Source organism: Pseudoalteromonas nigrifaciens, from assembly GCF_002221505.1.
GTDB classification, from domain to species: Bacteria; Pseudomonadota; Gammaproteobacteria; order Enterobacterales; family Alteromonadaceae; genus Pseudoalteromonas; species Pseudoalteromonas nigrifaciens.
Window position 1 is genome coordinate 333,358 of the sequence record NZ_CP011036.1, and the last position, 23,507, is coordinate 356,864.

Sequence of the window (23,507 nt, forward strand, 5' to 3'; positions counted from 1 at the left end):
CCTCTAAATTAATCTTTTAATTTTAGTGGAGTAAGTGATGAATCACTTTGCAGTATTTAAAGTCAGTTTTTTAGCGCTAATGCTAGGAACTGCAATCTCAGCACACAGCAATGAACTTAGCCTAGATGAGGCGCTTTCGTATGCGCTAAACCATGAGCCTTGGCTAAAGGCAAGCCAGTACCAACAAGCCTCAGAGCAAGCACAAAGTATAGCCGCAGGTAGTTTGCCTGATCCGGTATTAACTTTGGGTTTAATGGGCGTGCCAACCGATGGTTTTGCTTTAGATCAAGAAGGTATGATGCAGCTAAGTATTGGTGTAAGCCAAATGTTTAGTCGTGGCGACAGCCTAGCATTAAAACAGCAAGCCTTAGCACAATCTGCGCAGCAACATCCTTGGTTGCGAGCCGATCGCCTTGCACAAGTAAAAACAATTGTTATTGAATCATGGCTTAATGCGTACAGAGCTCAGCGCAGCATTGCGCTTATCGAACAAGATAAAGCCTTATTTTCGCAACTGATTGATATAACCGAATCAAGTTATGCCAGCTCGCTAGGCAAAACTCGTCAGCAAGATATTATTCGCGCTCAGTTAGAGCTCACTCGCCTAGAAGATAAATTAGTAATGCTAGCGCAGCAACTTGAAAGTGCTAAAAAACGGCTGTCGCAATGGTTGCCAATGAGCATGCTAACTCAACCAGTAAGTACTAAAAACACAGCTATTGAGCCGTTAATTAGTTTTACCACGCTGGAATTTGAGGCGCTAATGTCGTTACTTATGGCGCATCCCGCGATTGTTGCTATTGATCAAACAGTAACAGCTAAGCAAACAGAAATAGCGCTCGCAAAGCAAAGTTATAAGCCGCAGTTTGGAGTAAATATGGGCTATAGCCATCGAGGTGATACGCCTATGGGAGACTCACGAGCCGATTTACTCTCTGTTGGGGTAAGTATTGATTTGCCGTTATTTACTAGTAACCGCCAAGATCAGCAAGTTAACGCTGCAATAGCGACAGCTGAAGCAGTTAAAACTCAAAAGTTAATAGCGCTACAAAAGTTAAAAGGGATGTATTTCAAAGAGTTTAGCCAATTAATGCAGCTACAAAAACGCGATACGCTTTATCAAACTAAGTTATTACCGCAAATGGCAGAGCAAGCCCAAGCCACACTCAATGCATACACGCGGGACGACGGTGATTTTTCAGAAGTTATGCGTGCTCGTATTAGTGAGCTTAATGCCAAAATTGACGGCTTAAATATTCAAATAGACCAACAAATTATTATTGCTCGTCTAAATTATTATGCCAGTAGCCAAGACGCTGCTGTGATGCTTGAGCAATTAGGAGAGCAAAATCGTGAATACTAATTTAAAACTATTAATAGCAGCTGTAGTGGGTGGTGGAGTAACGGCATTAGTATTATCGCTTATGCCCGCGAGCAATACTGATATTAAAGCAAGCACAGAAAAACAACCACTGTACTGGGTAGCACCCATGGATAGTAATTATCGACGTGATGAACCCGGGCTTTCGCCAATGGGCATGGATTTAGTGCCTGTTTACGATGAAGCACCAGGCAGTAGTAGCAATTTAGATGGCCCAGGTGCTGTGACTATTTCGCCAGCGGTGGTTAATAATCTCGGGGTAAGAATCGCCAAAGTACAGTACAAAGCGTTACAAAATGATGTTAAAACGGTTGGCTATGTGCAATATAATCAAGATCAACTTATTCATATTCACCCTCGTGTAGAGGGTTGGTTAGAAACGCTTTATATCAAAGCAGCCGGCGACAGTGTTGAGCAAGGTGAGCCACTTTATACCTTGTACTCACCGCAATTAGTGAATGCCCAAGAAGAGTTTCTATTAGCGCTCAATCGTAACAATCAGGTGCTTATTCGCGCAGCTAAAGCACGCTTAAAGTCACTTAATATATCGGATGATTTTGTAGAGCGGCTGCAAAAAAGTAAACAAGTAATGCAAAACATTACCTTTTATGCCATTCAAAGTGGCGTAGTTGAAGAGCTAAATGTGCGCGAAGGTTTTTATGTTAACCCCGGCACCACTATGATGAGTATTGGTAAGCTTGATGAGGTATGGGTTGAAGCGCAAGTGTTTGAGCGCCAAGCTGAGCTAATTAAGATTGGCCAGCCAGTAAGCATGACGCTTGATTATTTAAGTGGCCAAAGCTGGCAGGGTAAAGTGGATTATATTTACCCAACACTCGATGCTAAAAACCGGACCTTGCGAGTGCGCCTGCGCTTTAATAACGAAGGCCATAAACTTAAGCCTAATATGTTTGCCCAAGTAAATATTCATACTCAAGCCAATAAAGCGCAATTAGTAGTCCCTAAAGAAGCGGTGATCCGCACCGGTAACCAAAACCGTGTAGTGGTTGCCTTGGGCGAGGGGCGCTTTAAATCTGTGGCTGTAGAAATGGGCAGAAGTGACAGTAAAAACACCGCAATATTATCAGGAATAATGGCAGATGATGACGTGGTGGTTTCGGCGCAATTTTTATTAGATTCAGAATCAAGTAAAAGCTCAGACTTTAAACGCATGCAAGCCCCTCAAGCTGTTAGCTCTGTATGGAGCGAGGGCATTGTTAATAGCATTATGGCGGAACATCGTATGGTTAATATTAGCCATGAGCCGATAGCTGAACTTGATTGGCCTAGTATGACAATGGACTTTACGGTTGCTGATGATGTTGACTTTACTGCTTTTGAAAATGGCCAAACATTACATTTTGAGCTGACTAAGCAAGCTGATGGCAGTTATGTATTAACGGCTATTCATATAATGAAAAGCACAGTAACAAATAGCGAAAAAAATACAGCAACTGTTTTGGGCACAATTAACAGTATTGATAAAGCACAGCGCATAGCAAATATTAGCCGTGGTGCAATAGAAAAATGGGGACGCGAACCTGCAAGGCTCGATTTTACCTTTGCAGATGATATAGATTTAACCGCACTTGCAGCGCAGCAACAAATAAACTTTACCTTTAGTTTGCAGCAAGGGGAGTTTGTGATTAGCCACATAAATGGTGAGCACTCTACAAGCGCATCTGACAATCACACTATGCAATTGCATAACGCGCATTAGGAGGCAATATGATAGCTGCAATTATACGTTGGTCCGTTCTTAATCGCTTTTTTGTGTTGTTACTGACCGTTATTTTAATTGGCGGGGGCTTATTTGCTGTTAAAAATACCCCAGTTGATGCCTTGCCCGACTTATCAGATGTGCAAGTAATTATTAAAACCTCGTATCCGGGGCAAGCGCCGCAAGTAGTGCAAGATCAGGTTACTTTTCCACTTACCACTGCAATGTTATCGGTGCCAGGAGCGCAAACAGTAAGGGGCTTTTCATTTTTTGGAGACTCTTACGTATATGTAATATTTGATGAAAAAACCGATTTGTACTGGGCACGTAGCCGAGTACAAGAATATTTAAGCCAAGTAGCGAGCCGCTTGCCAGCTACAGCCAGCGCAGAGCTTGGCCCCGATGCCACCGGTGTTGGTTGGATTTACTTATATGCACTGGTAGATAAAACTAATCAACACGATATTAGCCAATTACGCAGCTTACAAGATTGGTTTTTAAAATTTGAATTACAAACCGTACCTGGCGTATCTGAGGTTGCCTCAGTAGGGGGAATGGTAAAACAGTACCAAGTTACGGTTGACCCCGATAAGTTACGAGCTTATGGCATTCCACTGAGCTTAATTCAAACTGCCATTGCCCAAGGCAATCAAGAAATGGGCGCATCGGTAGTCGAAATGGCCGAGGCTGAATACATGGTTACTAGCACCGGCTATATTAAAAGTGTCGCCGATTTAGAAGCGATTCCTTTAGGTGTAAATACTAATGCCACACCACTGCAATTGCGTGATGTGGCCGATATTCGTCTAGGGCCGCAAATGCGCCGTGGTATTGCCGAACTTAATGGCGAAGGTGAAGTGGCTGGTGGCGTAGTGGTAATGCGATACGGTGAAAACGCGCAAAAAACCATTGAGCTGGTAAAAGCAAAGCTCGAGTCATTAAAAAAAGGGTTACCAGCGGGAGTTGAAATTGTACCCGTGTACGACCGCTCCAACTTGATTAAAGATGCAGTTGATAACTTAAGCAGTAAATTACTCGAAGAGTTGGTTGTGGTTGCTTTGGTTTGCATTGTATTTTTGTTTCATGTGCGCTCATCTTTAGTAGCGATTATTACTCTACCGCTGGGTATTTTAACAGCATTTTTAATTATGTATTGGCAAGGTATTAATGCCAATATTATGTCGCTTGGCGGTATTGCCATTGCAATTGGCGCTATGACCGATGGCGCTATAGTGATGATTGAAAATATGCACAAACATATGGAAAAAACCCCACTAACCGATGAGAACCGCTGGCAAGTGGTGATCGATTCGGCCAGTGAAGTCGGCCCCGCATTATTTTTTAGCTTAATGATAATTACGGTAAGTTTTATGCCGGTATTTATTTTAGAGGCGCAAGAAGGGCGTATGTTTGCCCCGTTGGCGTACACTAAAACCTATGCTATGGCTGCCTCTGCTGGGCTTGCAATTACTTTAGTACCGGTGCTTATGGGTTACTTTATTCGCGGCAAAGTAATTTCAGAGCAAAAAAATCCGGTTAACCGTATGCTGGTAAATGCTTATAAACCATTACTTAACGCAGTACTTAAGTTTCCTAAAGCAACTTTGGCCTTAGCTACGTTGATTGCAGTGATTGGCTTTTATCCTGTAAATAAAATGGGGAGTGAGTTTATTCCCCCCCTTGATGAGGGCGATTTAATGTATATGCCAACTACTTATCCAGGTATTTCGATTGGTAAAGCGCGGGAGTTGTTACAGCAAACCGATAAATTAATTGCCACTGTGCCAGAGGTACTAACTGTATTTGGTAAAGTAGGGCGAGCAGAAACCGCCACAGATCCAGCGCCGCTTACCATGATAGAAACCTTTATTCAGCTCAAGCCTAAAGATCAATGGCGCGAAGGTATGACCCTAGATAAACTCAAAAAAGAGCTAGATAGTTTAGTGAAGTTTCCCGGGGTAACTAACGCATGGGTTATGCCAATAAAAACCCGTATTGATATGTTAGCAACCGGCATCAAAACCCCGGTGGGGATTAAAGTTGCTGGCCCTAAATTGAGTGAAATTCAAAAAATAGGTCAACAAATTGAAAGCATTTTAAAAGATGTACCGGGTACGGCATCCGTTTATTCTGAACGAGTTGCTGGTGGGCGTTATATTAAGGTAGATATAAACCGTGAAAAAGCGGCGCGCTATAGTTTAAATATTGCCGATATACAGCAAGTTGTAGCTACTGCTATTGGCGGCACAAATGTCACCCAAACCGTAGAAGGGCAAGAGCGCTATCCGGTAAGTTTACGATACCCGCAAGGTTACCGCGATTCACCTGAGGAGCTAATGTTACTTCCTATTGTAACTCCAGCCGGGCAGCGTATAGCTTTAGCCGATGTTGCTAAGGTATTTATTGAAGATGGCCCAGCCGGAATAAAAAGTGAAAATGCCCGCTTAAATGGTTGGAGCTTTATTGATATAGAAAATATTGATATTGGTACATATGTAGAAAACGCCCAGCAAATTTTGCATGAGCAATTGATACTACCTGCAGGATATTCAATTACCTGGGCTGGGCAATATGAATATATGCAGCGTGCTAAAGATAAGCTTGCTTACGTATTACCACTAACGTTAGCCATTATTGTAGTGCTGCTGTATCTGAACTTTAGAAGCTTTGCGGAGGTATTGATTATTATCGTTACTTTACCGTTGGCGATGATTGGCGGAATATGGCTAATGTACCTAGAAGGCTTTAACTTTTCGGTGGCTGTTGGGGTGGGCTTTATTGCACTTGCAGGGGTGGCCGTAGAAATTGGGGTGATCATGCTGGTGTATTTAAATCAGGCCTACCAAGAAAAAATTACCCAAGCACAACAAACTGGTGTGCCGCTTAATTATGAGCAGCTTAAGCAAGCAATAACAGAGGGCGCAGGGCTAAGAGTACGCCCCGTAATGATGACAGTAGCTACTATAGTGATAGGTTTATTACCGGTACTTTATGGCACTGGCACGGGCAGTGAAATAATGAGCCGCATAGCAGCGCCTATGGTAGGGGGTATGTTTAGTGCGGTTGTTTTAACCTTATTAGTAATACCGGCAACGTATTTATTGTGGCGCAAACGCGACCTATAATATTTACATTGGTTATGTAACTTATACTGAAAAACAGTATTAAGTTACATAGCCTGCAACTTTGCTATTGATATTGCTCACTTTTTTATATGGCACGATTTACGCATTACTATGTTTACTCAGCTTAAGTAAGGAATGCAGATGCAAGTTAAAACAATTCAACAAATGTATGACTGGACTATTTTGTTTCATACACAAATGGCGGCCAACTTTTTTAGTGTGCGGGAACTATTAGGTGAGCATAATACTCAATTAGTTGATTACTGTACTAAATACGAAAAAAAACTCGCTGAAGATTTAATTGGCTTTAAAGCAATCACCACCATAAATACGTTAGATACATACTGCTATGAGTATTTTGCAGAAAATCCAGAGCTACTGAATTTTACTGATTTAGATCGAAGTACCCAATTAGATGAGCAAGCTATTCAGGGCTATTTGTCTGATCAGCATCAAAAAGTAATAAATGCTTATGAGTACTTAGAGGGAAAAACACAAACTGCAGACGGTAAAGAAAAACTCGGACAAATACTGCAGCTTGAGTACCAAGGATTAAAACAAATGGTACAAAGCATAAACCGACATATAGATATGTAACCTGATCTCCGGATAATAAACTTATCTTAAGCAGCTATTTTCAGCGCTAACTGCGTTGAATTTTCTTGCAATAGGCCAGCTATTGACGCGTAAATTCGCCTTATTTTCACTGAAAATCTCTAGCTAGAGAAAATAAAATTAAATATAACTATGATTCAATATGTTAGTAAATCTCTTAACCAGAGTTCAGGTTATGTAAATTTATATACAGTTAAAACTAATAAAAATAACGGCGCTACACTATGGTGTGTAGCGTCGTTATTTTGTTAAACTTTTTCTACATCAACAATTAAGTCGCTTGTTATCGACTCTAATGCATTAATTACTTCTTCTTTATTCAACCCATTAGGTAGTGTTACTGTAGCAACAGCACTAAAAATAGGCACGCCCCAATTAGGTGCGCTTTGTTGCCTTGAGTTTAAGTGAGTAATATTGGCTCCTTTATGACGAATTACACTTGCAAGCTCTTGCACAATACCCGGGCGATCGTTACCGGTAATAACAAAGTTAAGTTGCTCACGTGTGGCGGGTTCGATTTCTGTATTGCCTGTTTCAATACGTACATCAAGTTTAGGCAGAGCATTGAGCGCATTTTGCAGTGCCTGAAAATGCTCTTCACTAACTTCAATCTGAATAATACCTGCAAAGTGACCGAGCAAATGGCTCAAGTTGCTGCTTAGCCAGTTGCCATGATTCTCTAAAATAACGGATGAAATGCTCTCTACTAAACCAGGACGATCTTGTCCTAAAATGGTTATAACCAACTGCTTCATAAATAGTTCTCTTCTTTAAAGCCCAAATAAGGTAATGCATAGGCATTAAGTGTTGTTTAACTCTATTCAGAGTTCAGGTTAAATATTATGATTTAGCTGCTAAAGTTAGACCTTTAATTCTACAGTGCAGCCCTTGCAACAAACTATAATTATTAACTAAATGCTTCCTGAGTATTGACCTCGATAAATACTTTGTCCAATAAATATAATATTTAGTTCATCAATACTGCATAAACACGGCTGCTATTTGATCTTAAAGATATTTAAATTACACGGTAAATAATTATTACCGCTGTAACATTACTGTCACTTTGATGAAATATAATCACTGCAACGTTAAGATTAAAGGATGTTTTGATGACTTCCAATCCGAATAAGCCGACTTTTAATACGGATCGAAGCCGTCTATTTAAAGACCGACTTGCCCAGTTTGGCATAACCGTAGGTGGAGTAATGGTATTAATAGCGCTGCTATTAATTTTTTTCTACCTTCTTTATATAGTACAGCCAATTTTTGAATCAGCTAAAGTTGAAAAGCGCGACAGTTTTAATCTTACAAACGCAGAGCAAATAGTGGGAGTAGGCGTTGAGGAACAAACTGAAGTTGCTTATTTATTAAGCCAGAAAGGGAGTGTTGACTTTTATAGTGTTGAAAAAGCTAACTTTGGTAAAAAGCTAAAAACGCTAGAGGTAACCCTGCCTAGCGATGTGAGTAGCTTTGCTACCAGTGCACCGTTTCAGGGGCAATATGCATATGGTTTAGAAAATGGCAGTGTAAAAATTGTTATTCCTAAATTTATGGTGACGTTTCCAAATAACGAACGTAAATTAACTCCACGTTTAGATTATCCGCTAGGCGAACTTGCTTTAGAGGTAGACGAGCAAGGTGCTGCTATAAAGCGTTTTGCATTTAGCCACTTTGAAGACAAAACAGCCGTTGTTGCGCTAACAGCCGACAAGCGCGTTTTATTTAGTAGCTTTGTTGCTGAAGAAAACATGTTTAGCGGTGAAGTTGAATGGCTTGTGGAACGCACCGAGCTAGATGTTGCTGGGCGAGTAGATGAGTTACTTATGTCGCCAGATACTACCCGAGTATTTGTGCGCTCAGCTAATCAAATTTATGTTTACGATACGCGTGACCCAAGCGAAGTAGAGCAAATTCAATTACTGTCTGCCAATGAAGAAAACGCTAATATTGTTGCGGCGCAATTACTTGCGGGCGCTAACTCTCTTATGTTGGCAAACGATAATGGAAAGGTATCGCAGTGGTTTGAAATAAATACCGATAGTGGCCGTGAATATCAAAAAATCCGCTCATTTGAAACAACAAAGCAAAGTAAGTTAAACGTATTTACTGAGTTTTACCGCCGTACCTTTTTTACTACCAGTAGTAATGGTGAGTTAGGCGTTTATTACACCACAAGCCAAGCAAAATTGTGGCAAGGCAAAGTAAGCGAAGGAGCAATTAAAAACTTTGCTATAGCACCGCGTGCAAATGCAGCGCTAATTGTTGCTGACAACAAACTAACCGTATTAGAAGTTCATAACGAACATCCTGAAGTTACTTGGTCTGCACTTTGGCAAGAAGTGTGGTACGAAGGTTACCCAGAGCCAGGTTATATTTGGCAATCAACCTCAGCCAGTGACGACTTTGAGTCTAAGTTTTCGTTAGTGCCTATTTCGTTTGGTACTTTAAAGGCGGCATTTTACGCCATGCTATTTGCCGTACCTATCGCGATTTCTGCTGCTATTTATACCGCTTACTTTATGTCGAGTGAACTGCGTAAAGTGGTTAAGCCAACGGTAGAAATAATGGAAGCACTTCCTACCGTTATTTTGGGGTTTTTAGCGGGTCTATGGTTAGCGCCTTTAATAGAGCAGCACTTACCAGCCATAGTTGGCTTACTGGTGTTATTACCTTTAGGTATTTTGGCTACTGCGCTTGGTTGGACTAAATTACCAGCCAGTATTCGCCATAAAATTCCTGAAGGATCGCATGCCATTATACTTATACCGGTAGTGTTATTTATTGGTTGGCTTTCGTTTGCGATGAGCGAAACTGTTGAGCTGTGGATGTTTGATGGTAACGTGCGCCAATATTTAACTAACGAGCTTGGCATGACCTTCGATCAGCGTAATGCCTTGGTAGTGGGTATTGCGATGGGCTTTGCTGTAATTCCTACTATATTTTCGATTGCGGAAGACGCGGTATTTAGCGTGCCTAAGCATTTGTCTAATGGCTCACTGGCACTGGGTGCAACACAGTGGCAAACACTGATACGCGTGGTATTACTTACCGCCAGCCCTGGAATATTTTCTGCGGTAATGATGGGCCTTGGCCGCGCAGTAGGCGAAACCATGATAGTGCTTATGGCAACCGGTAATACCCCGATTATGGATTGGAGTGTGTTTCAGGGAATGCGTACGCTTGCGGCAAATATTGCGGTTGAAATGCCAGAGTCGGAAGTGGGTAGTTCGCATTACAGAATATTGTTTTTAGCAGCATTTGTATTATTTATATTTACCTTTGTTTTTAACACCATTGCTGAGTTTGTTCGTCAGCAACTGCGTGAAAAATACAGCTCAATGTAAGTGGAGAACACGACATGGTAAAGCAGTGGTTTAGGTCTGGTTCTCCTTGGATTTGGATGACCGGTGGTGCGGTGAGCATCAGCTTAATTTCAGTAATTGGTTTATTAGCTATGATAGCGTGGAAAGGGTTAAGCTTTTTCTGGCCTTCAGAGGTAGTGCAATTTGAGCTGGAAGGCTCAATTGCAAAACAAACTATTATTGGTGAAATTTACGATCGAGAATTAGTACCCAAAGCGCGTTTAGCGGCAACCGGTGTTGATGTTTCGGCATATGATAGGGAAGAATTTGAGCGGTTATTAATTAAAACCGGTAACCGTGAATATGTAGATTTAGATTTTCGTTGGATATTAAATACCGACATAAAAAACCAATCAACGCCTACCACCCTTGCCGTGTTTGAGCGTAGCAAAAATGGTAATTTTTATGGCTACGTAGAAGGCGTAATTGAAGACGGACAACCTGTTACCGGCGATAAGGTAGCCTATTTACATAAGCTGGTTGAACGGGCAGTTGATTTAAACGACGAAGCACTTAATTTACAAAACGGTGATATTGGTCATATTAACTATGAACTGGAACGTCTAAGGCTAAAAGAAAAATCCTACTTACTTGATAATGAACTTACAGACGAACGTGTTGCTGAGCTTGCAGAGGCGCGTGCAGAACTACGTGCCGAGTATGCGGTGCTCGAAAAGCAACTGTTTGCACTGCGTAAACAAGCACAGCGCGACCAAGTTATGGTTAAAGATATGCGCGGCGAAATAGTCACCATTCCATTGTATCAAGTATTAGATGTGTGGTTTCCAAACGACATGAGCTTTTTAACCAAACTGGGCCATTACTTCATCCAATTAGGTAAGTTTGTATCAGACGACCCTCGCGAAGCAAATACCGAAGGTGGCGTATTTCCGGCCATATTTGGTACCGTGTTTATGGTTATGCTAATGGCTGTTATTGTGACGCCATTTGGGGTGGTTGCTGCAATTTACTTGCATGAATACGCGGCTAAAAATGCGGTAACTAAGATGATCCGTATTGCGGTAATTAACCTAGCCGGTGTACCTTCTATTGTATATGGTGTATTTGGCTTAGGCTTTTTTGTTTATATGCTAGGTGGCAGCCTTGACCAATTATTTTATCCTGAGTCATCACCTACTCCGGTATTTGGTACACCAGGTGTTATGTGGTCGGCTTTAACACTGGCAATACTTACCTTGCCTGTGGTTATTGTTTCCACTGAAGAGGGACTATCGCGTATTCCAAGTACGGTACGCCACGGATCATTAGCGCTTGGTGCCACACAAGCAGAAACCTTATGGCGTATTGTTATACCTATGGCAAGCCCAGCAATTATGACAGGTTTAATACTGGCTGTTGCGCGTGCAGCAGGTGAAGTAGCGCCATTAATGCTGGTGGGTGTAGTAAAAATGGCACCTACGTTACCGCTTGATGGTAACTTTCCATACTTTCACTTAGACAGAAAGTTTATGCACTTAGGTTTTCATATTTACGATGTTGGCTTTCAAAGCCCGAATGTTGAAGCGGCGCGACCGCTGGTATATGCAACGGCATTTTTATTAGTGTCGGTAATTATTACCCTCAACATAACCGCTATTGGTATACGTAATCATTTACGTGAAAAATTCAGATCGCTTGAGCTTTAATAAGATTTAATAGGTAACAAACATGATTTCAGTCGCTCCAAAAGTAAATCAAGCCAATACCAGCTTGAAGTTAGACTTAGACAATTTAACCACAGAGCAAACAGCGTTAGAGATTAAAGATCTCGATCTTTACTACGGCGATAAACAAGCGCTGAGTAAAGTAAATATGAATATTCCAAAGGGCCAAGTAACAGCCTTTATTGGCCCGTCGGGGTGTGGTAAATCAACCTTATTACGGTGTATTAACCGCATGAACGACTTAGTTGATATTTGCCGCATAGAAGGTGAAATACTGCTACATGGACAAAACATTTACGATAAAAGCGTTGATGTAGCGGCGCTGCGTCGTAACGTAGGCATGGTATTTCAGCGACCTAACCCTTTTCCTAAATCAATTTATGAAAATGTGGTTTATGGTCTGCGCTTACAAGGTATTAAAGACAAACGTAAATTAGATGAAGTAGTTGAGCAATCATTGCGTGGTGCAGCGCTGTGGGATGAAGTAAAAGACAGGCTACACGACAGCGCTTTTGGGTTGTCGGGGGGACAGCAGCAACGTTTAGTTATTGCGCGCTCAATTGCTATTTCGCCAGAAGTATTACTGCTTGATGAACCTACCTCGGCACTAGACCCTATTTCTACTTTAGTAATAGAGGAGCTAATTAACGATTTAAAGAGCAAGTTTACAGTGGTAATTGTTACCCATAATATGCAACAGGCCGCCAGGGTTTCTGACCAAACGGCGTTTATGTATATGGGGGAGCTAATTGAATACTCAGACACCAATACTTTATTTACAACGCCTAATAAGAAAAAAACAGAAGACTATATAACCGGTCGTTACGGCTAATTCAGCCGATATTATGTGTACAATATTGATAGGATAATAACGATGGAACATAACATTAATAAGCATATTTCTGGCCGTTTTAATCAAGAATTAGAAAACGTACGCAACCTTGTGCTTAGTATGGGCGGGCTGGTTGAGCAACAGCTTAACAGTGCGTTAGATGCAGTGAGCCAAAATGATGCTATGCTTGCGCAAAAAGTGCGAGAGAATGATTATAAAGTTAATGCAATGGAAGTAAGTATTGACGAAGAATGTACGCGAATTATTGCCAGGCGTCAGCCTGCTGCGAGCGATTTGCGTTTGGTGGTGGCTATTGCAAAAACCATTGCTGATTTAGAGCGTATAGGCGATGAAGCAAAGCGAATTGCTAAAGTTGCATTAGATTCATTTACTAAAGACCAACAGGCTTTATTAGTAAATATTGAAAATATGGGACGCCAAGTATCAAAAATGTTGCACGATGTACTTGATGCATTTGCACGTATGGACGTACAACGTGCATTTGAAGTACACAAAGAGGATGCTAAAGTTGATAGAGAGTACGAAGCCATTATTCGTCAAATTATGACCTATATGATGGAAGACCCGCGCTCAATCCCGAAAATTATGGATTTAGTGTGGTCAGTTCGTTCATTAGAACGCATTGGTGATCGGTGTCAAAATATTGCTGAATATATTATTTATTTTGTTAATGGAAAAGATATTCGTCATACATCTCAAGAAGATATAGAAAAGTCTTTATAATTTTTTTAATTAGTCCTTTTTATTACAACGACGAATTATAATTTTTTTTTAGTTTGCTGGCGGTTGAGCAATAAAAAGCGTTCACAATCGAGCTTAATACTGTAAAATTCATGCCGCACAGCATACTAAATTGATTTAAGGGTCAGTTATGCAAACTAACGCGTTTCTAGGAGTATTTGCAAAATCTCCTATCAAACCAATGGAAGAACATATTCGAAAGGTTCATCAAGCTAGTAAAGCTTTGATTCCTTTTTTTAATCACGTATTTAAAGAAGAATGGCAACAAGCTGAAGAGCTACGTTTAACCATTCGTAATTTAGAACGTGAAGCCGATGAAATGAAAAGAAATATACGTTTACAACTACCGCGTGGATTATTTATGCCGGTAGAGCGTACAGATCTGCTCGAATTAGTAACCCAGCAAGATAAAATTGCCAATAAAGCAAAAGACATTGCAGGGCGTGTAATTGGTCGTGAGATGATCATACCAAAAGTAATTCAAATCGACTTTTTAGCTTATTTAACACGTTGTGTTGATGCTACTAAACAAGCATCTAATGCGATAAATGAGTTAGAAGAGTTATTAGAAACAGGTTTTAAAGGTCGCGAAGTGGCCTTGGTTGAAAAAATGCTCGTTGAATTGGATACCATAGAACAAGACACGGATGAAATGCAAATTAAAATACGCCGCCAACTACGCGCAGTAGAAGGTGAGTTAAACCCGGTTGATGTGATGTTTTTATATAAGATCATTGAATGGGTTGGCGAGCTTGCAGATATTGCAGAGCGCGTAGGATCACGTCTTGAGCTGATGTTAGCTCGTTAATTTAAAATCAGTTCAAAAACGATAGATTAAGGTTACACAATGGATATCATTGCATCTTACGGCACGGTATTAATTTTAATTGCCGCAGCAGTTGGCTTTTTTATGGCTTATGGTATTGGCGCAAATGATGTTGCCAATGCAATGGGCACATCAGTAGGCTCTAAAGCGCTAACGATTAAACAAGCGATTTTTATCGCGATGATCTTTGAGTTTGCAGGTGCTTACTTGGCCGGCGGCGAAGTTACATCGACAATTCGTAATGGCATTATTGATTCAACGCCATTTATGGATATTCCTGAATTAATGATATTAGGTATGATTTCTGCGCTTTTTGCAGCAGGCGCCTGGCTATTAATGGCATCATTCTTAGGATGGCCAGTATCAACTACTCACTCTATTATTGGCGCTATTATAGGTTTTGCTTTAGTTGCAGTAGGCAGTGAAGCGATTCATTGGAACAAGGTTGCAGGAATTGTTGGTAGTTGGATAGTAACGCCTGCTATATCGGGTTTTATTGCCTACTTAATATTTATGAGCGCACAAAAGCTTATTTTTGATACGGCTACTCCGCTTAAAAATGCTAAACGTTTCGTGCCAATTTATATGGGCTTAGCTGGCTTTATTATGTCACTTGTGACAATTAAAAAAGGCTTAAAACATATTGGTATTAACTTAGGCACAGTGGAAGGTATTAGTCTATCTATTGCGATTGCAGTAGTAGTAGGCTTTATTGGTAAAATTGCAATTTCACGTTTAAAAATCGACCCTCAGGCCGATAAAAAAATGCAATTTAATAACGTTGAAAAAGTTTTTGCAGTACTTATGGTCTTAACGGCTTGTTGTATGGCATTTGCTCATGGTTCTAACGACGTTGCTAATGCTATTGGTCCTCTTGCGGCTGTGGTAAGTATTGTTGAAAACAACGGTGAAATTGCAAAACAAGCGGCTATTGCTTGGTGGATATTACCACTAGGTGGTTTTGGTATTGTGGCCGGTTTAGCTATTTTAGGTAAAAAAGTAATTAAAACGATTGGCGAAGGGATCACACATTTAACCCCTAGCCGTGGTTTTGCTGCCGAATTAGCTGCTGCTTCAACAGTTGTAATTGCATCTGGCACAGGCTTACCAATTTCAACTACGCAAACCTTAGTGGGTGCGGTGTTGGGTGTAGGTATGGCACGCGGTATTGCCGCACTGAACATGGGTGTTATTAGAAACATTGTAGTTTCTTGGGTAATTACATTGCCAGTGGGCGCAGGCCTTGCTATTGTTATTTTCTACGTACTAAGAACCGCATTTGGGGTTTAATAAAAAAGTACTTAAAGACTTTTAGCTTGAAAAGATCTCAATGCCCTAGGTGTTGGGGTCTTTTTATCATTTGAGCCGAAAAACTCCGTCCTTTAGGTCGGGGATGTAAGGTTTTAGCGCAACGCGCTAACAATAGAGCTTGAATCTCACAAAAACACTGTGTATCTTGTAAGGCATGAAAGAGATAGCGGTTAAACAACGGTTCTACCCAACACCTGAGCAAGTAACCTTACTTGAACAGACGTTTGGCTGTACGCGTTTTGTTTACAACTCTATTCTTCGTTGGCGTACTGATGCTTACTACAATGAGCAAATCAAGATTAACTACAACAAAGCATCAAGCTATCTAACTGAACTCAAGAAAAACCCTGAGTTCCCTTGGCTTAATGATGTTTCTAGCGTTCCTTTGCAGCAAGCAATCAGAAACCAACAAACTGCTTTTAAGAACTTCTTTGAGGGTCGAGCTAAATACCCAACTTTCAAAAAGAAGCGCTCAAAACAAAGCGCACAACTAACCAAAGCAGCATTCAGATATACTGATGGTCAGTTGTTCATGGCTAAATCTAAGCAACCTATAAATGTTCGTTGGTCGCGAGAGCTGCCTAGCGAACCAACCACCATTACAATTAGCAAAGACAGTGCGGGTCGCTACTTTGTATCTTGTCTGTGTCGCTTCGAGCCAAAACCACTATCGATTAGTAAAAATACAGTCGGTATTGATTTAGGTTTGACTGATCTTGTTATTGCCTCCAACGGTTTCAAGTCTGGAAATCCCCGTCACACCAAGCGTTACGCTAGTAAACTAGCTAAGACTCAACGTGTGCTATCGAAGAAGAAGAAAGGTTCTTCTAACTTCCACAAAGCCAGAAAGAAAGTCGCTCGCGTTCAAGCAAAGATTGCTGATTGTCGTCACGACTTCACCCACAAACTGACTTCCCAATTGATAAACGATAATCAAGTGATTAGCTGTGAAAGTCTGAGCGTAAAAAACATGGTCAAGAATCGAAAACTTGCTAAAGCAATTAGCGATGCCAACTGGGGCGAGTTCGTGCGCCAACTTACCTACAAAGCTGAGTGGTACGGTCGAACTGTAGTTAAGATTGATAAGTGGTATCCAAGCTCTAAACGCTGTAATTGCTGCGGTCAGGTTGTCGATTCCTTGCCGTTACATATCCGTAAATGGTCGTGTCCTCAATGCTCTAGCGAGCTAGACCGCGACATAAATGCGGCACTGAATATTAAAGCTGTCGGGCAGACAGTGTTAGCCTGTGGAGCGTAAGTAAGACTTTAGATTCTTTTGAATTTAAAGCGATACGCTATGAAACAGGAATCCCCCTCCTTTCCCGACTTGTCGGGCGCGAAGCGAGGTGGGGGAGGATGTCAATGTCATATTGCATCTTGACAACCTGAGCTTATACAGTGGTCTATACAGTGTATGAAAAAGACGCTTAGATACAACTACAGGCTAAATCCAACGCCAGAGCAAGAAGTTAAACTCTTTGAGTTTGGCGCGACTTCGCGAGGCATTTGGAATATGTTGTTATCTGAAAACATGCGGCGATATGAGTATGATAAAACGTTTTTGTTTTACAAAGACATGGCCTCGGTTCTTAAAGAGCTAAAGCCTTTTGAAGAGTTTAATTGGATAAAAGCGTTTGATTCTGCTGCGGCTCAGCAAGTTGCTCGCGACTTGGAAACCGCGTTGAAAAATGCATTCTCTAAAGGTCGTTTGCAACGCTTTCCAAAACATAAAATCACTTACAAAAAGAAAAAACTTCACAATGACTCGTTTCGGGCGGTTAACAACTCCAACTGTATTCGCATTGAAAATGGTGCTATTAGTGTCCCTAAAATCGGCAGAGTTCCGATTATTTTACATCGCAAATTAGCAAGTAAAATCAAGACCGTGACTGTTCAGTATCGTCACGGAAAATGGGAATGTAGTATAACTCAAGAAGTGGAATGCAAGGCCGCGCTTCGCGTGTTAAAAACAATTACAGGCTTTGATATTAACTCAAAGCAGACGGTTGTTGGCTCAAACGGTTATGTTGCCGATAATCCAAAGTTTTTAAAGCAATCAAAAGAGAAGCTGAATCAATTGCAACGCCAGCTTGCACGCCGTAAAAAAGGTTCTAATCGCTGGCACAAAACAAAACAACGCATCAATAAATTACATGGTAAAATCTCAAGGCAAAGGCTCGACTTTGCGCATAAAATTTCACGACAGATAACCAATGAAAATGATATTTTAATTTTTGAAAATTTAAATGTAAAAGCAATGCAGAAATTTAATGGCAGTACGGTGGCCGACAACGTAATGGGGCTCATCACTCAGCTTTCAAAGTATAAAACTGAGCTTGAAGGTAAGATCTATCATGAAATTGGCAGATTTGAAAAATCCACAGGGATTTGCAGTGAATGCGGCCAGCATCATGTTTTGACACTGAAAGATAGAAATTTCACTTGTTTGGCTTGCAGGACATATCAAGGTCGCGACTTATCTGCGGCAAAAAGTATAGCTAAAACAGGTGAATTAGATTTAATTGCGGCTGGAATTGTCGCAAGGGTTAACCCCATATCTCAGCAGAAATCAGCTATTAAAACGAAAGTCTTCGAGCTATCGAAGTTTGCTGTTGGATCTGAGAAAAAAGTAGCAGCCTAGCCCAAAAGCTAGATTGTAGAAGCCCAGTGATCTTTAGTCGCTGAGTAGTTCACTTGTGGAAAGAAAAAATGACTAATCTTCCGAGTATAAAACAGCTGCAGTATTTACTTGCAGTACATCAATATCAACATTTTGGCCGCGCTGCTAGTGCGTGCTTTATTGGCCAATCAACATTAAGTACAGCCATTCAAAACTTAGAAGAAACACTAGGCTGCCAACTTATTGAACGTGAAAACCGCAGTTTAATGTTTACCACCATTGGTGATGAAGTAGTTGAACGTTCGCGCAAAATTATTCACGACACAATCAGTTTAAAAGAGCTCACTAAAAGCTTTTTAACGCCGCTGAGTGGTAAGTTAACCGTAGGGGTTATTCCTACTATTGCGAGCTTTATTGCCGCGCCTTTGTATCACTTTTGTAAGCAAGAATTTTGCGATTTAGAACTGGTATTAGTAGAAGATACTAGCGATAAGTTACTCGATAAATTAGAGCATGGTCAGATAGATTTAGCCTTATTAGCACTGCCGTATCAAACCGATAAGTTTCATACTCAGGTGTTAGCTAGAGATCATTTTAGTTTGGTACATCACAAAGATTACACGCCAGCAAAGAACGTGCAAGACTTTAACTTATTACCCGACGCCAGCGTGTTCTTACTAGAACGTGAGCACTGTATGACCGGGCACGCGCTTAGTGCATGTCATTTAAACCGTGTCAGCTGTATAAACCCGTTTGAAGCAGCCAGCTTGCATACTTTATTGAGCATGGTGGAGTATCAGTTGGGGGTGACCTTTTTACCGCAAATGGCGATTAATGCCGGCATTTTAGATAATAAAAATATGCTAGCAACTCCATCGGCGAATGAGGCATACCGTGAAATTGGTATTTTGTGGCGTAAAACAACCGGACGAATTCGCGACTTTAAATTGTTCAGCCAGCAATTAGAGGTGTTTTTAAAACACCAATGTAGTTTAGACTTTGCTAAAGAGACAGCAACAAGCAGCTAAGATAGCTGCTTGTTTTCATGGTTATGGCTTTCATATGGTTCTAGTTTAGGTAAAAAAAGTAAATAAACCCAAACAACCAGATTAAAGTAAGGCACTAGCCCTAATACAGTAAATACCCGAACAGGATAACCTTTAATGTGTGCATATCGGTAACACTGAAACGCAATTGCAAAATGCATAAGTAGTAATAAAACAACTAGCTGTGTCATATTTACCTCCTTAAACTCTAATAACATCCAACATCCAACATCCAACATCCAACATCCAACAAATTGTCGTCTTATTTGGGCTGATTTATAATGTCATGTTTTTTTGCGCTTATCGTATTAATTGCGCGACATTTGCTGATTTGTAAGTAAAGTATAGCCGAGAAAGATAATTATGATAGTAGTAAAGAGCTTAATTTTGTTTACAGCTGTTTATTTTTTGCTAGGTAGTTGTTGGTAAAACGTTTTATTTTTTAAAATCTTTTCAAGTTCACTTTTAACACCTTTAATAGGCATAGGGCGAGCTATAAAATAGCCTTGGCCGTAGTCAACGCCAATTTCTTTTAATGCAAAAAATACTTCTTCGGTTTCTACATACTCAGCCACAGAGCGCTTATCGAGTGAATGACTAATGTCGTTAATGGCCTTTACTAGTGCTAAATCAATAGGGTCGTTGAGCATATCGCAAACAAACGAGCCATCAATTTTTACATGCTGTGCTGGCAGTTGTTTCAAGTAGTTAAAAGTACTGAAGCCGGTGCCAAAATCGTCAATGGAAAAGTGGCAGCCTAAAATATTGAGTTTTTCAATCATTTTACGCGTAGCTGCTAAGTTGTTAATGCTGGCAGATTCGGTAATTTCAAAAATTATTTGTGTTGGTAAAACCTGATACTTTGCTAAATTTGACTCTATTAATGGCACTAAACGCTCATCTAAAAATGACTGCGCAGAGAGATTTATAGCTACTTGGTTAAGTTCTGGGTAGAGGGCAACATTAGCAATTGTGTTACGAATAACGCATTGATCCATTAAAAAAGTATCGTTTAGCATTTCTAATGAAGGAATAAATTGATTAGGAAAAACTAGTTCATCATTTATTTTTAAGCGCAGCAGCACCTCAAAGTAAGCAACTTCATTGCGCCTAAAATCCCAAATTGGTTGGTAATGCAGTTCAATGCTGTCTTGTTGTAGCGCTTGGCGAATACCATGACCCCACTCTAAACCCGTTTGTAGCGTATTGTTATGGGCATCTTGTTTTGCATAGCAATGTACTAAATTACGACCTAAATTTTTAGCGATATACAGGGCAATATCAGCTTGTTTTAAACATTCGCTTGGGTCGCAATTCTTTTTGGTAATTTGAGTTAAACCAATTGAGCAACTGATTGAGTATATTTGCTCCTCAGATTTAAATTGATTTTGTTCAATCGCGTTACATATACCTTCGGCAATTAAATGCGCGTCAAGCAAGTTAGTATGTTTGAGGATCACTGCAAATTCGTCGCCGCCAACTCTACACACTAAATGCTCGGTACTTATGTTTGTTATAAATAATTGCGCTACTTCTTTTAAAACAATATCGCCTTGTTGATGGCCTTTACTGTCGTTAATTATTTTAAAGTGATCTAAATCGATATAAATAAGCGCGTGTTCAATATCAGAATGCGTGTGCTGAGGTTGGCAAATACGATTCAGCTGTTGGTCAAAGTAATAGCGATTATGCAGGCCAGTAAGCGTATCGTGAAGTGCTAAATGGCGCAGCTGCAGTTCCGCTTGTTTTCGTTCATGAATATTGTCGATTGTGGCGGTAATAGTGGCGTTATTATGGCTGTTTTGTATGAGCTGCAGCCGACATTCAACCCAAATTTGGCTGCCATTTTTATGTTGTAGCCTTATTTCAACTTGTTGTTTGTACTCACCACCACAAAGAATGTCGTCTATTGTTGCTTGTAGTTTTACTTGGCATTCAGCAATACAAAAATTAGTTAATTGCTGTTGTAGTGTCGATTTAACACCAAAGCCACTCAATGCTTCCCACGCTGGGTTGATAAAGCGAATAAGCCCTTGCTGATCAAGTTCTAGAACGACAGTATTTAAATGCAATAAAATACGTTGATGCGCAGAAAATAAATCTCGGTATCGCACTTCGCTTATGCTCAGTTGCTCTACTTTGTTAGCAAATTCAGCGTAGCTCACCATAAAGTCTTCGCGACGCGCTGCATGGTCGCATACTTTATTTAAAAATGGCGGATCGTATGGGGCACGTATAAAGTCGGTTACGCCCGAAAGTAAAAGCTGCTCCGCATAATCTGCATCATCACTATCTATAATAGTTACAATTGCTTGCATAGGATTATGTTGTAAAATTTCAGATACTAGCACGCTCGACTCTTCTGCTCTTGCAGCGGTTGCATCAAGTAAAACAATTGCAAATTGTTGCTGGTTATAAGCATTAAGCGCGGCTTGGCTCGAGGTAACATGGGTGATCGAAAAATTGAGCAGTAACGGCTTGCTGATTTCATTGGCTTTAGTGTTAGTCGGCTCTAACAGTAAGAGGTTTAAACGACTGCTTTTTTCTAAATGGTTAGCGAGCACACTTGCCAGCACTTGCGGCAGCATGTCTTGGCGCTCAAAAGGTAATACTGCATCAATACCGTAGCTGCGGGCAGTAGTTTCAGCTATTCGTTCACAATAAATAGGGGGAATAAGTAAGATTGGGGTATTTTTAGGGGTATTTAATAAGCCCGAGCGGATCATTCTTGAGAAGCGCCAGCCATCAATTTTACCTACATCAAGGCCAGTAATAATTATATTAACGGCTTGTTTTTTTAATATTTTTAAAGCTTGTTGGCTATCAGATACTTCTATAAATTCAAAAACATTTAATTTCTCTAAAGTGGCTCGAATAGTGCCACGCTCAGCACTGCTGGCGTTTAATATTAGCAATTTAAGCTGATTTACCACGTTTAGAGTACCCCTAAAAAATCACGATTATTCAAAAGAGTAAGAGTAATGATATTTACCGCTTAGGACAAGCGTATTTACGGCATGATAATAAATGCAGTAAAACAAGTGTAATTTAATGAGAATTTACCTGATTTCTTGAGCTTCATAAGCGATAGATATACACTTGGCGCGACTTTAAATGATGTGGATTACCAACTATGCGCGTGGCTGATTTTAGCTTTGACCTTCCCGACGAATTAATTGCTCGTTTTCCTAAGCAAGACAGAACAAGTAGCCGCTTATTGAGCCTAGATGGCCCAAGTGGTGTAGTTGAGCACAAAGTATTTAGTGATTTGCTTGAATTAGTTAACGAAAATGACTTGTTGGTGTTTAATAACACGCGAGTAATACCTGCCCGTATGTTTGGTCAAAAAGCGTCAGGCGGAAAAGTTGAAGTATTAGTAGAGCGTGTGCTTGATGAGCATAGAGTGCTGGCACATGTGCGCGCGAGTAAATCGCTAAAGCCAGGCAACGAAGTAATTCTTGAAGGCAAGGCAAAAGCAACCATGGTTGCGCGTCACGATACCTTATTTGAGCTGGAGTTTGAGCATAGCCAAAACGTACTCGATATATTAAATGATATTGGCCATATGCCATTACCGCCGTATATAGATCGCCCTGATAACGAAGCCGATCGTGAGCGTTATCAAACCGTGTACGGCGAAAAGCCTGGAGCGGTTGCGGCTCCTACCGCCGGTTTGCATTTTGACGATAAGTTAATGACCGCGCTAAAAAATAAAGGCGTACAAATGGCTTTTGTTACACTGCATGTGGGAGCGGGGACGTTTCAACCGGTGCGTGTTGCCACGGTAGATGAGCACATTATGCACTCAGAATACATAGAAGTGCCAGATGATGTGGTTGCTGCTGTAGCAAACACTAAAGCCAATGGTGGGCGTGTTATTGCCATAGGTACAACGTCTGTACGCTCTCTAGAATCGGCAGCAAAAGTACACGGTGGTAAGTTAGATACTTACTTTGGTGATACCGATATATTTATTTATCCGGGTTATCAATTTAATGTGGTTGATGCCATGATCACGAACTTTCACTTACCAGAGTCAACGCTTATTATGCTGGTAAGTGCCTTTGCCGGACAAAACAATATTATGGGCGCATATAACACCGCCATAGAGCAGCAGTATCGTTTTTTTAGTTATGGCGATGCGATGTTTTTAACCCGTAAATAAACACCACAAAATTTACTTGTTTAAGCTGGCTATTTGCTTTTAAATCAGCATTGAATTTACCGCAGTTAATAGTAT

General features: G+C 40.6%; 17 protein-coding genes. 14 read left to right on the top strand and 3 right to left on the bottom strand.

The window, feature by feature from the left end; all coding sequences use genetic code 11:
• Positions 1-37: 37 nt before the first annotated feature.
• From PNIG_RS01605 to PNIG_RS01620, 4 genes are all read left to right on the top strand, one after another.
• Positions 38-1,363: a TolC family protein gene (locus PNIG_RS01605; protein ID WP_089367636.1), complete on the top strand. Its 1,326-nt coding sequence runs from the start codon at positions 38-40 to the stop codon at positions 1,361-1,363.
• On the top strand, positions 1,353-3,101 hold the full coding sequence (locus PNIG_RS01610) for an efflux RND transporter periplasmic adaptor subunit (protein WP_089367637.1): 1,749 nt from the start codon (positions 1,353-1,355) through the stop codon (positions 3,099-3,101). The genes PNIG_RS01605 and PNIG_RS01610 overlap by 11 nt, the downstream gene beginning before the upstream one ends.
• An 8-nt stretch (positions 3,102-3,109) precedes the next feature.
• Positions 3,110-6,226: an efflux RND transporter permease subunit gene (locus tag PNIG_RS01615; protein ID WP_089367638.1), complete on the top strand. Its 3,117-nt coding sequence runs from the start codon at positions 3,110-3,112 to the stop codon at positions 6,224-6,226.
• 141 nt (positions 6,227-6,367) lie between these two features.
• Positions 6,368-6,823, top strand: coding sequence for a hypothetical protein (locus tag PNIG_RS01620; protein WP_011327019.1), 456 nt, complete (start codon positions 6,368-6,370; stop codon positions 6,821-6,823).
• A 266-nt stretch (positions 6,824-7,089) separates the two neighbouring features.
• On the opposite strand, the gene PNIG_RS01625 is transcribed toward PNIG_RS01620, so the two are convergent.
• Complete coding sequence (locus PNIG_RS01625) at positions 7,090-7,596, bottom strand: glycine cleavage system transcriptional repressor (RefSeq protein ID WP_011327021.1); 507 nt, start codon at positions 7,594-7,596, stop codon at positions 7,090-7,092.
• A 357-nt stretch (positions 7,597-7,953) separates the two neighbouring features.
• Here PNIG_RS01625 and PNIG_RS01630 point away from each other — a divergent pair, with 357 nt between their 5' ends.
• From PNIG_RS01630 to PNIG_RS01670, 9 genes are all read left to right on the top strand, one after another.
• Positions 7,954-10,188: an ABC transporter permease subunit gene (locus PNIG_RS01630; protein ID WP_089367639.1), complete on the top strand. Its 2,235-nt coding sequence runs from the start codon at positions 7,954-7,956 to the stop codon at positions 10,186-10,188.
• 14 nt (positions 10,189-10,202) lie between these two features.
• Positions 10,203-11,852, top strand: a complete 1,650-nt coding sequence (gene pstA, locus PNIG_RS01635; RefSeq protein ID WP_089367640.1) for a phosphate ABC transporter permease PstA — start codon at positions 10,203-10,205, stop codon at positions 11,850-11,852.
• 22 nt (positions 11,853-11,874) lie between these two features.
• The gene (gene pstB / locus PNIG_RS01640; RefSeq protein ID WP_011327024.1) at positions 11,875-12,702 is read left to right on the top strand and encodes a phosphate ABC transporter ATP-binding protein PstB; all 828 of its coding nucleotides are present in this window, start codon (positions 11,875-11,877) and stop codon (positions 12,700-12,702) included.
• A 42-nt stretch (positions 12,703-12,744) separates the two neighbouring features.
• Positions 12,745-13,446, top strand: a complete 702-nt coding sequence (gene phoU / locus PNIG_RS01645; protein ID WP_011327025.1) for a phosphate signaling complex protein PhoU — start codon at positions 12,745-12,747, stop codon at positions 13,444-13,446.
• A 148-nt stretch (positions 13,447-13,594) separates the two neighbouring features.
• Positions 13,595-14,272 carry a TIGR00153 family protein gene (locus PNIG_RS01650; protein ID WP_089367641.1) on the top strand — a complete coding sequence of 226 codons (678 nt, stop codon included), beginning with the start codon at positions 13,595-13,597 and terminating at the stop codon, positions 14,270-14,272.
• A 39-nt stretch (positions 14,273-14,311) separates the two neighbouring features.
• Positions 14,312-15,580: an inorganic phosphate transporter gene (locus tag PNIG_RS01655; protein WP_041454322.1), complete on the top strand. Its 1,269-nt coding sequence runs from the start codon at positions 14,312-14,314 to the stop codon at positions 15,578-15,580.
• 175 nt (positions 15,581-15,755) lie between these two features.
• Positions 15,756-16,859, top strand: coding sequence for an RNA-guided endonuclease InsQ/TnpB family protein (locus PNIG_RS01660; protein WP_089367642.1), 1,104 nt, complete (start codon positions 15,756-15,758; stop codon positions 16,857-16,859).
• 156 nt (positions 16,860-17,015) lie between these two features.
• Entirely contained in the window at positions 17,016-18,242 is a 1,227-nt protein-coding gene (locus tag PNIG_RS01665) for an RNA-guided endonuclease InsQ/TnpB family protein (RefSeq protein WP_089367643.1), read from the top strand.
• 68 nt (positions 18,243-18,310) lie between these two features.
• On the top strand, positions 18,311-19,249 hold the full coding sequence (locus PNIG_RS01670; RefSeq protein WP_089367644.1) for a hydrogen peroxide-inducible genes activator: 939 nt from the start codon (positions 18,311-18,313) through the stop codon (positions 19,247-19,249).
• Here the strand turns inward: PNIG_RS01670 and PNIG_RS01675 are convergent.
• A complete protein-coding gene (locus tag PNIG_RS01675; RefSeq protein ID WP_011327029.1) occupies positions 19,246-19,458 on the bottom strand; it encodes a hypothetical protein in 213 nt (70 codons plus the stop codon). The genes PNIG_RS01670 and PNIG_RS01675 overlap by 4 nt on opposite strands.
• A gap of 210 nt (positions 19,459-19,668) precedes the next feature.
• Positions 19,669-22,200: a two-component system response regulator gene (locus PNIG_RS01680; RefSeq protein WP_089367645.1), complete on the bottom strand. Its 2,532-nt coding sequence runs from the start codon at positions 22,198-22,200 to the stop codon at positions 19,669-19,671.
• A gap of 200 nt (positions 22,201-22,400) precedes the next feature.
• Here PNIG_RS01680 and queA point away from each other — a divergent pair, with 200 nt between their 5' ends.
• Entirely contained in the window at positions 22,401-23,432 is a 1,032-nt protein-coding gene (gene queA / locus PNIG_RS01685) for a tRNA preQ1(34) S-adenosylmethionine ribosyltransferase-isomerase QueA (RefSeq protein WP_011327031.1), read from the top strand.
• The last annotated feature ends 75 nt before the right edge of the window (positions 23,433-23,507 follow it).

Coding starts and splice junctions, on each gene's coding strand:
- PNIG_RS01620 (WP_011327019.1), top strand. CDS start 6,368: ATGCAAGTTAAAACAATTCAACAAATGTATGACTGGACTATTTTGTTT.
- pstA (WP_089367640.1), top strand. CDS start 10,203: ATGGTAAAGCAGTGGTTTAGGTCTGGTTCTCCTTGGATTTGGATGACC.
- pstB (WP_011327024.1), top strand. CDS start 11,875: ATGATTTCAGTCGCTCCAAAAGTAAATCAAGCCAATACCAGCTTGAAG.
- PNIG_RS01670 (WP_089367644.1), top strand. CDS start 18,311: ATGACTAATCTTCCGAGTATAAAACAGCTGCAGTATTTACTTGCAGTA.
- PNIG_RS01665 (WP_089367643.1), top strand. CDS start 17,016: ATGAAAAAGACGCTTAGATACAACTACAGGCTAAATCCAACGCCAGAG.
- PNIG_RS01650 (WP_089367641.1), top strand. CDS start 13,595: ATGCAAACTAACGCGTTTCTAGGAGTATTTGCAAAATCTCCTATCAAA.
- phoU (WP_011327025.1), top strand. CDS start 12,745: ATGGAACATAACATTAATAAGCATATTTCTGGCCGTTTTAATCAAGAA.
- PNIG_RS01655 (WP_041454322.1), top strand. CDS start 14,312: ATGGATATCATTGCATCTTACGGCACGGTATTAATTTTAATTGCCGCA.
- PNIG_RS01660 (WP_089367642.1), top strand. CDS start 15,756: ATGAAAGAGATAGCGGTTAAACAACGGTTCTACCCAACACCTGAGCAA.
- PNIG_RS01615 (WP_089367638.1), top strand. CDS start 3,110: ATGATAGCTGCAATTATACGTTGGTCCGTTCTTAATCGCTTTTTTGTG.
- PNIG_RS01630 (WP_089367639.1), top strand. CDS start 7,954: ATGACTTCCAATCCGAATAAGCCGACTTTTAATACGGATCGAAGCCGT.
- queA (WP_011327031.1), top strand. CDS start 22,401: ATGCGCGTGGCTGATTTTAGCTTTGACCTTCCCGACGAATTAATTGCT.
- PNIG_RS01605 (WP_089367636.1), top strand. CDS start 38: ATGAATCACTTTGCAGTATTTAAAGTCAGTTTTTTAGCGCTAATGCTA.
- PNIG_RS01625 (WP_011327021.1), bottom strand. CDS start 7,596: ATGAAGCAGTTGGTTATAACCATTTTAGGACAAGATCGTCCTGGTTTA.
- PNIG_RS01675 (WP_011327029.1), bottom strand. CDS start 19,458: ATGACACAGCTAGTTGTTTTATTACTACTTATGCATTTTGCAATTGCG.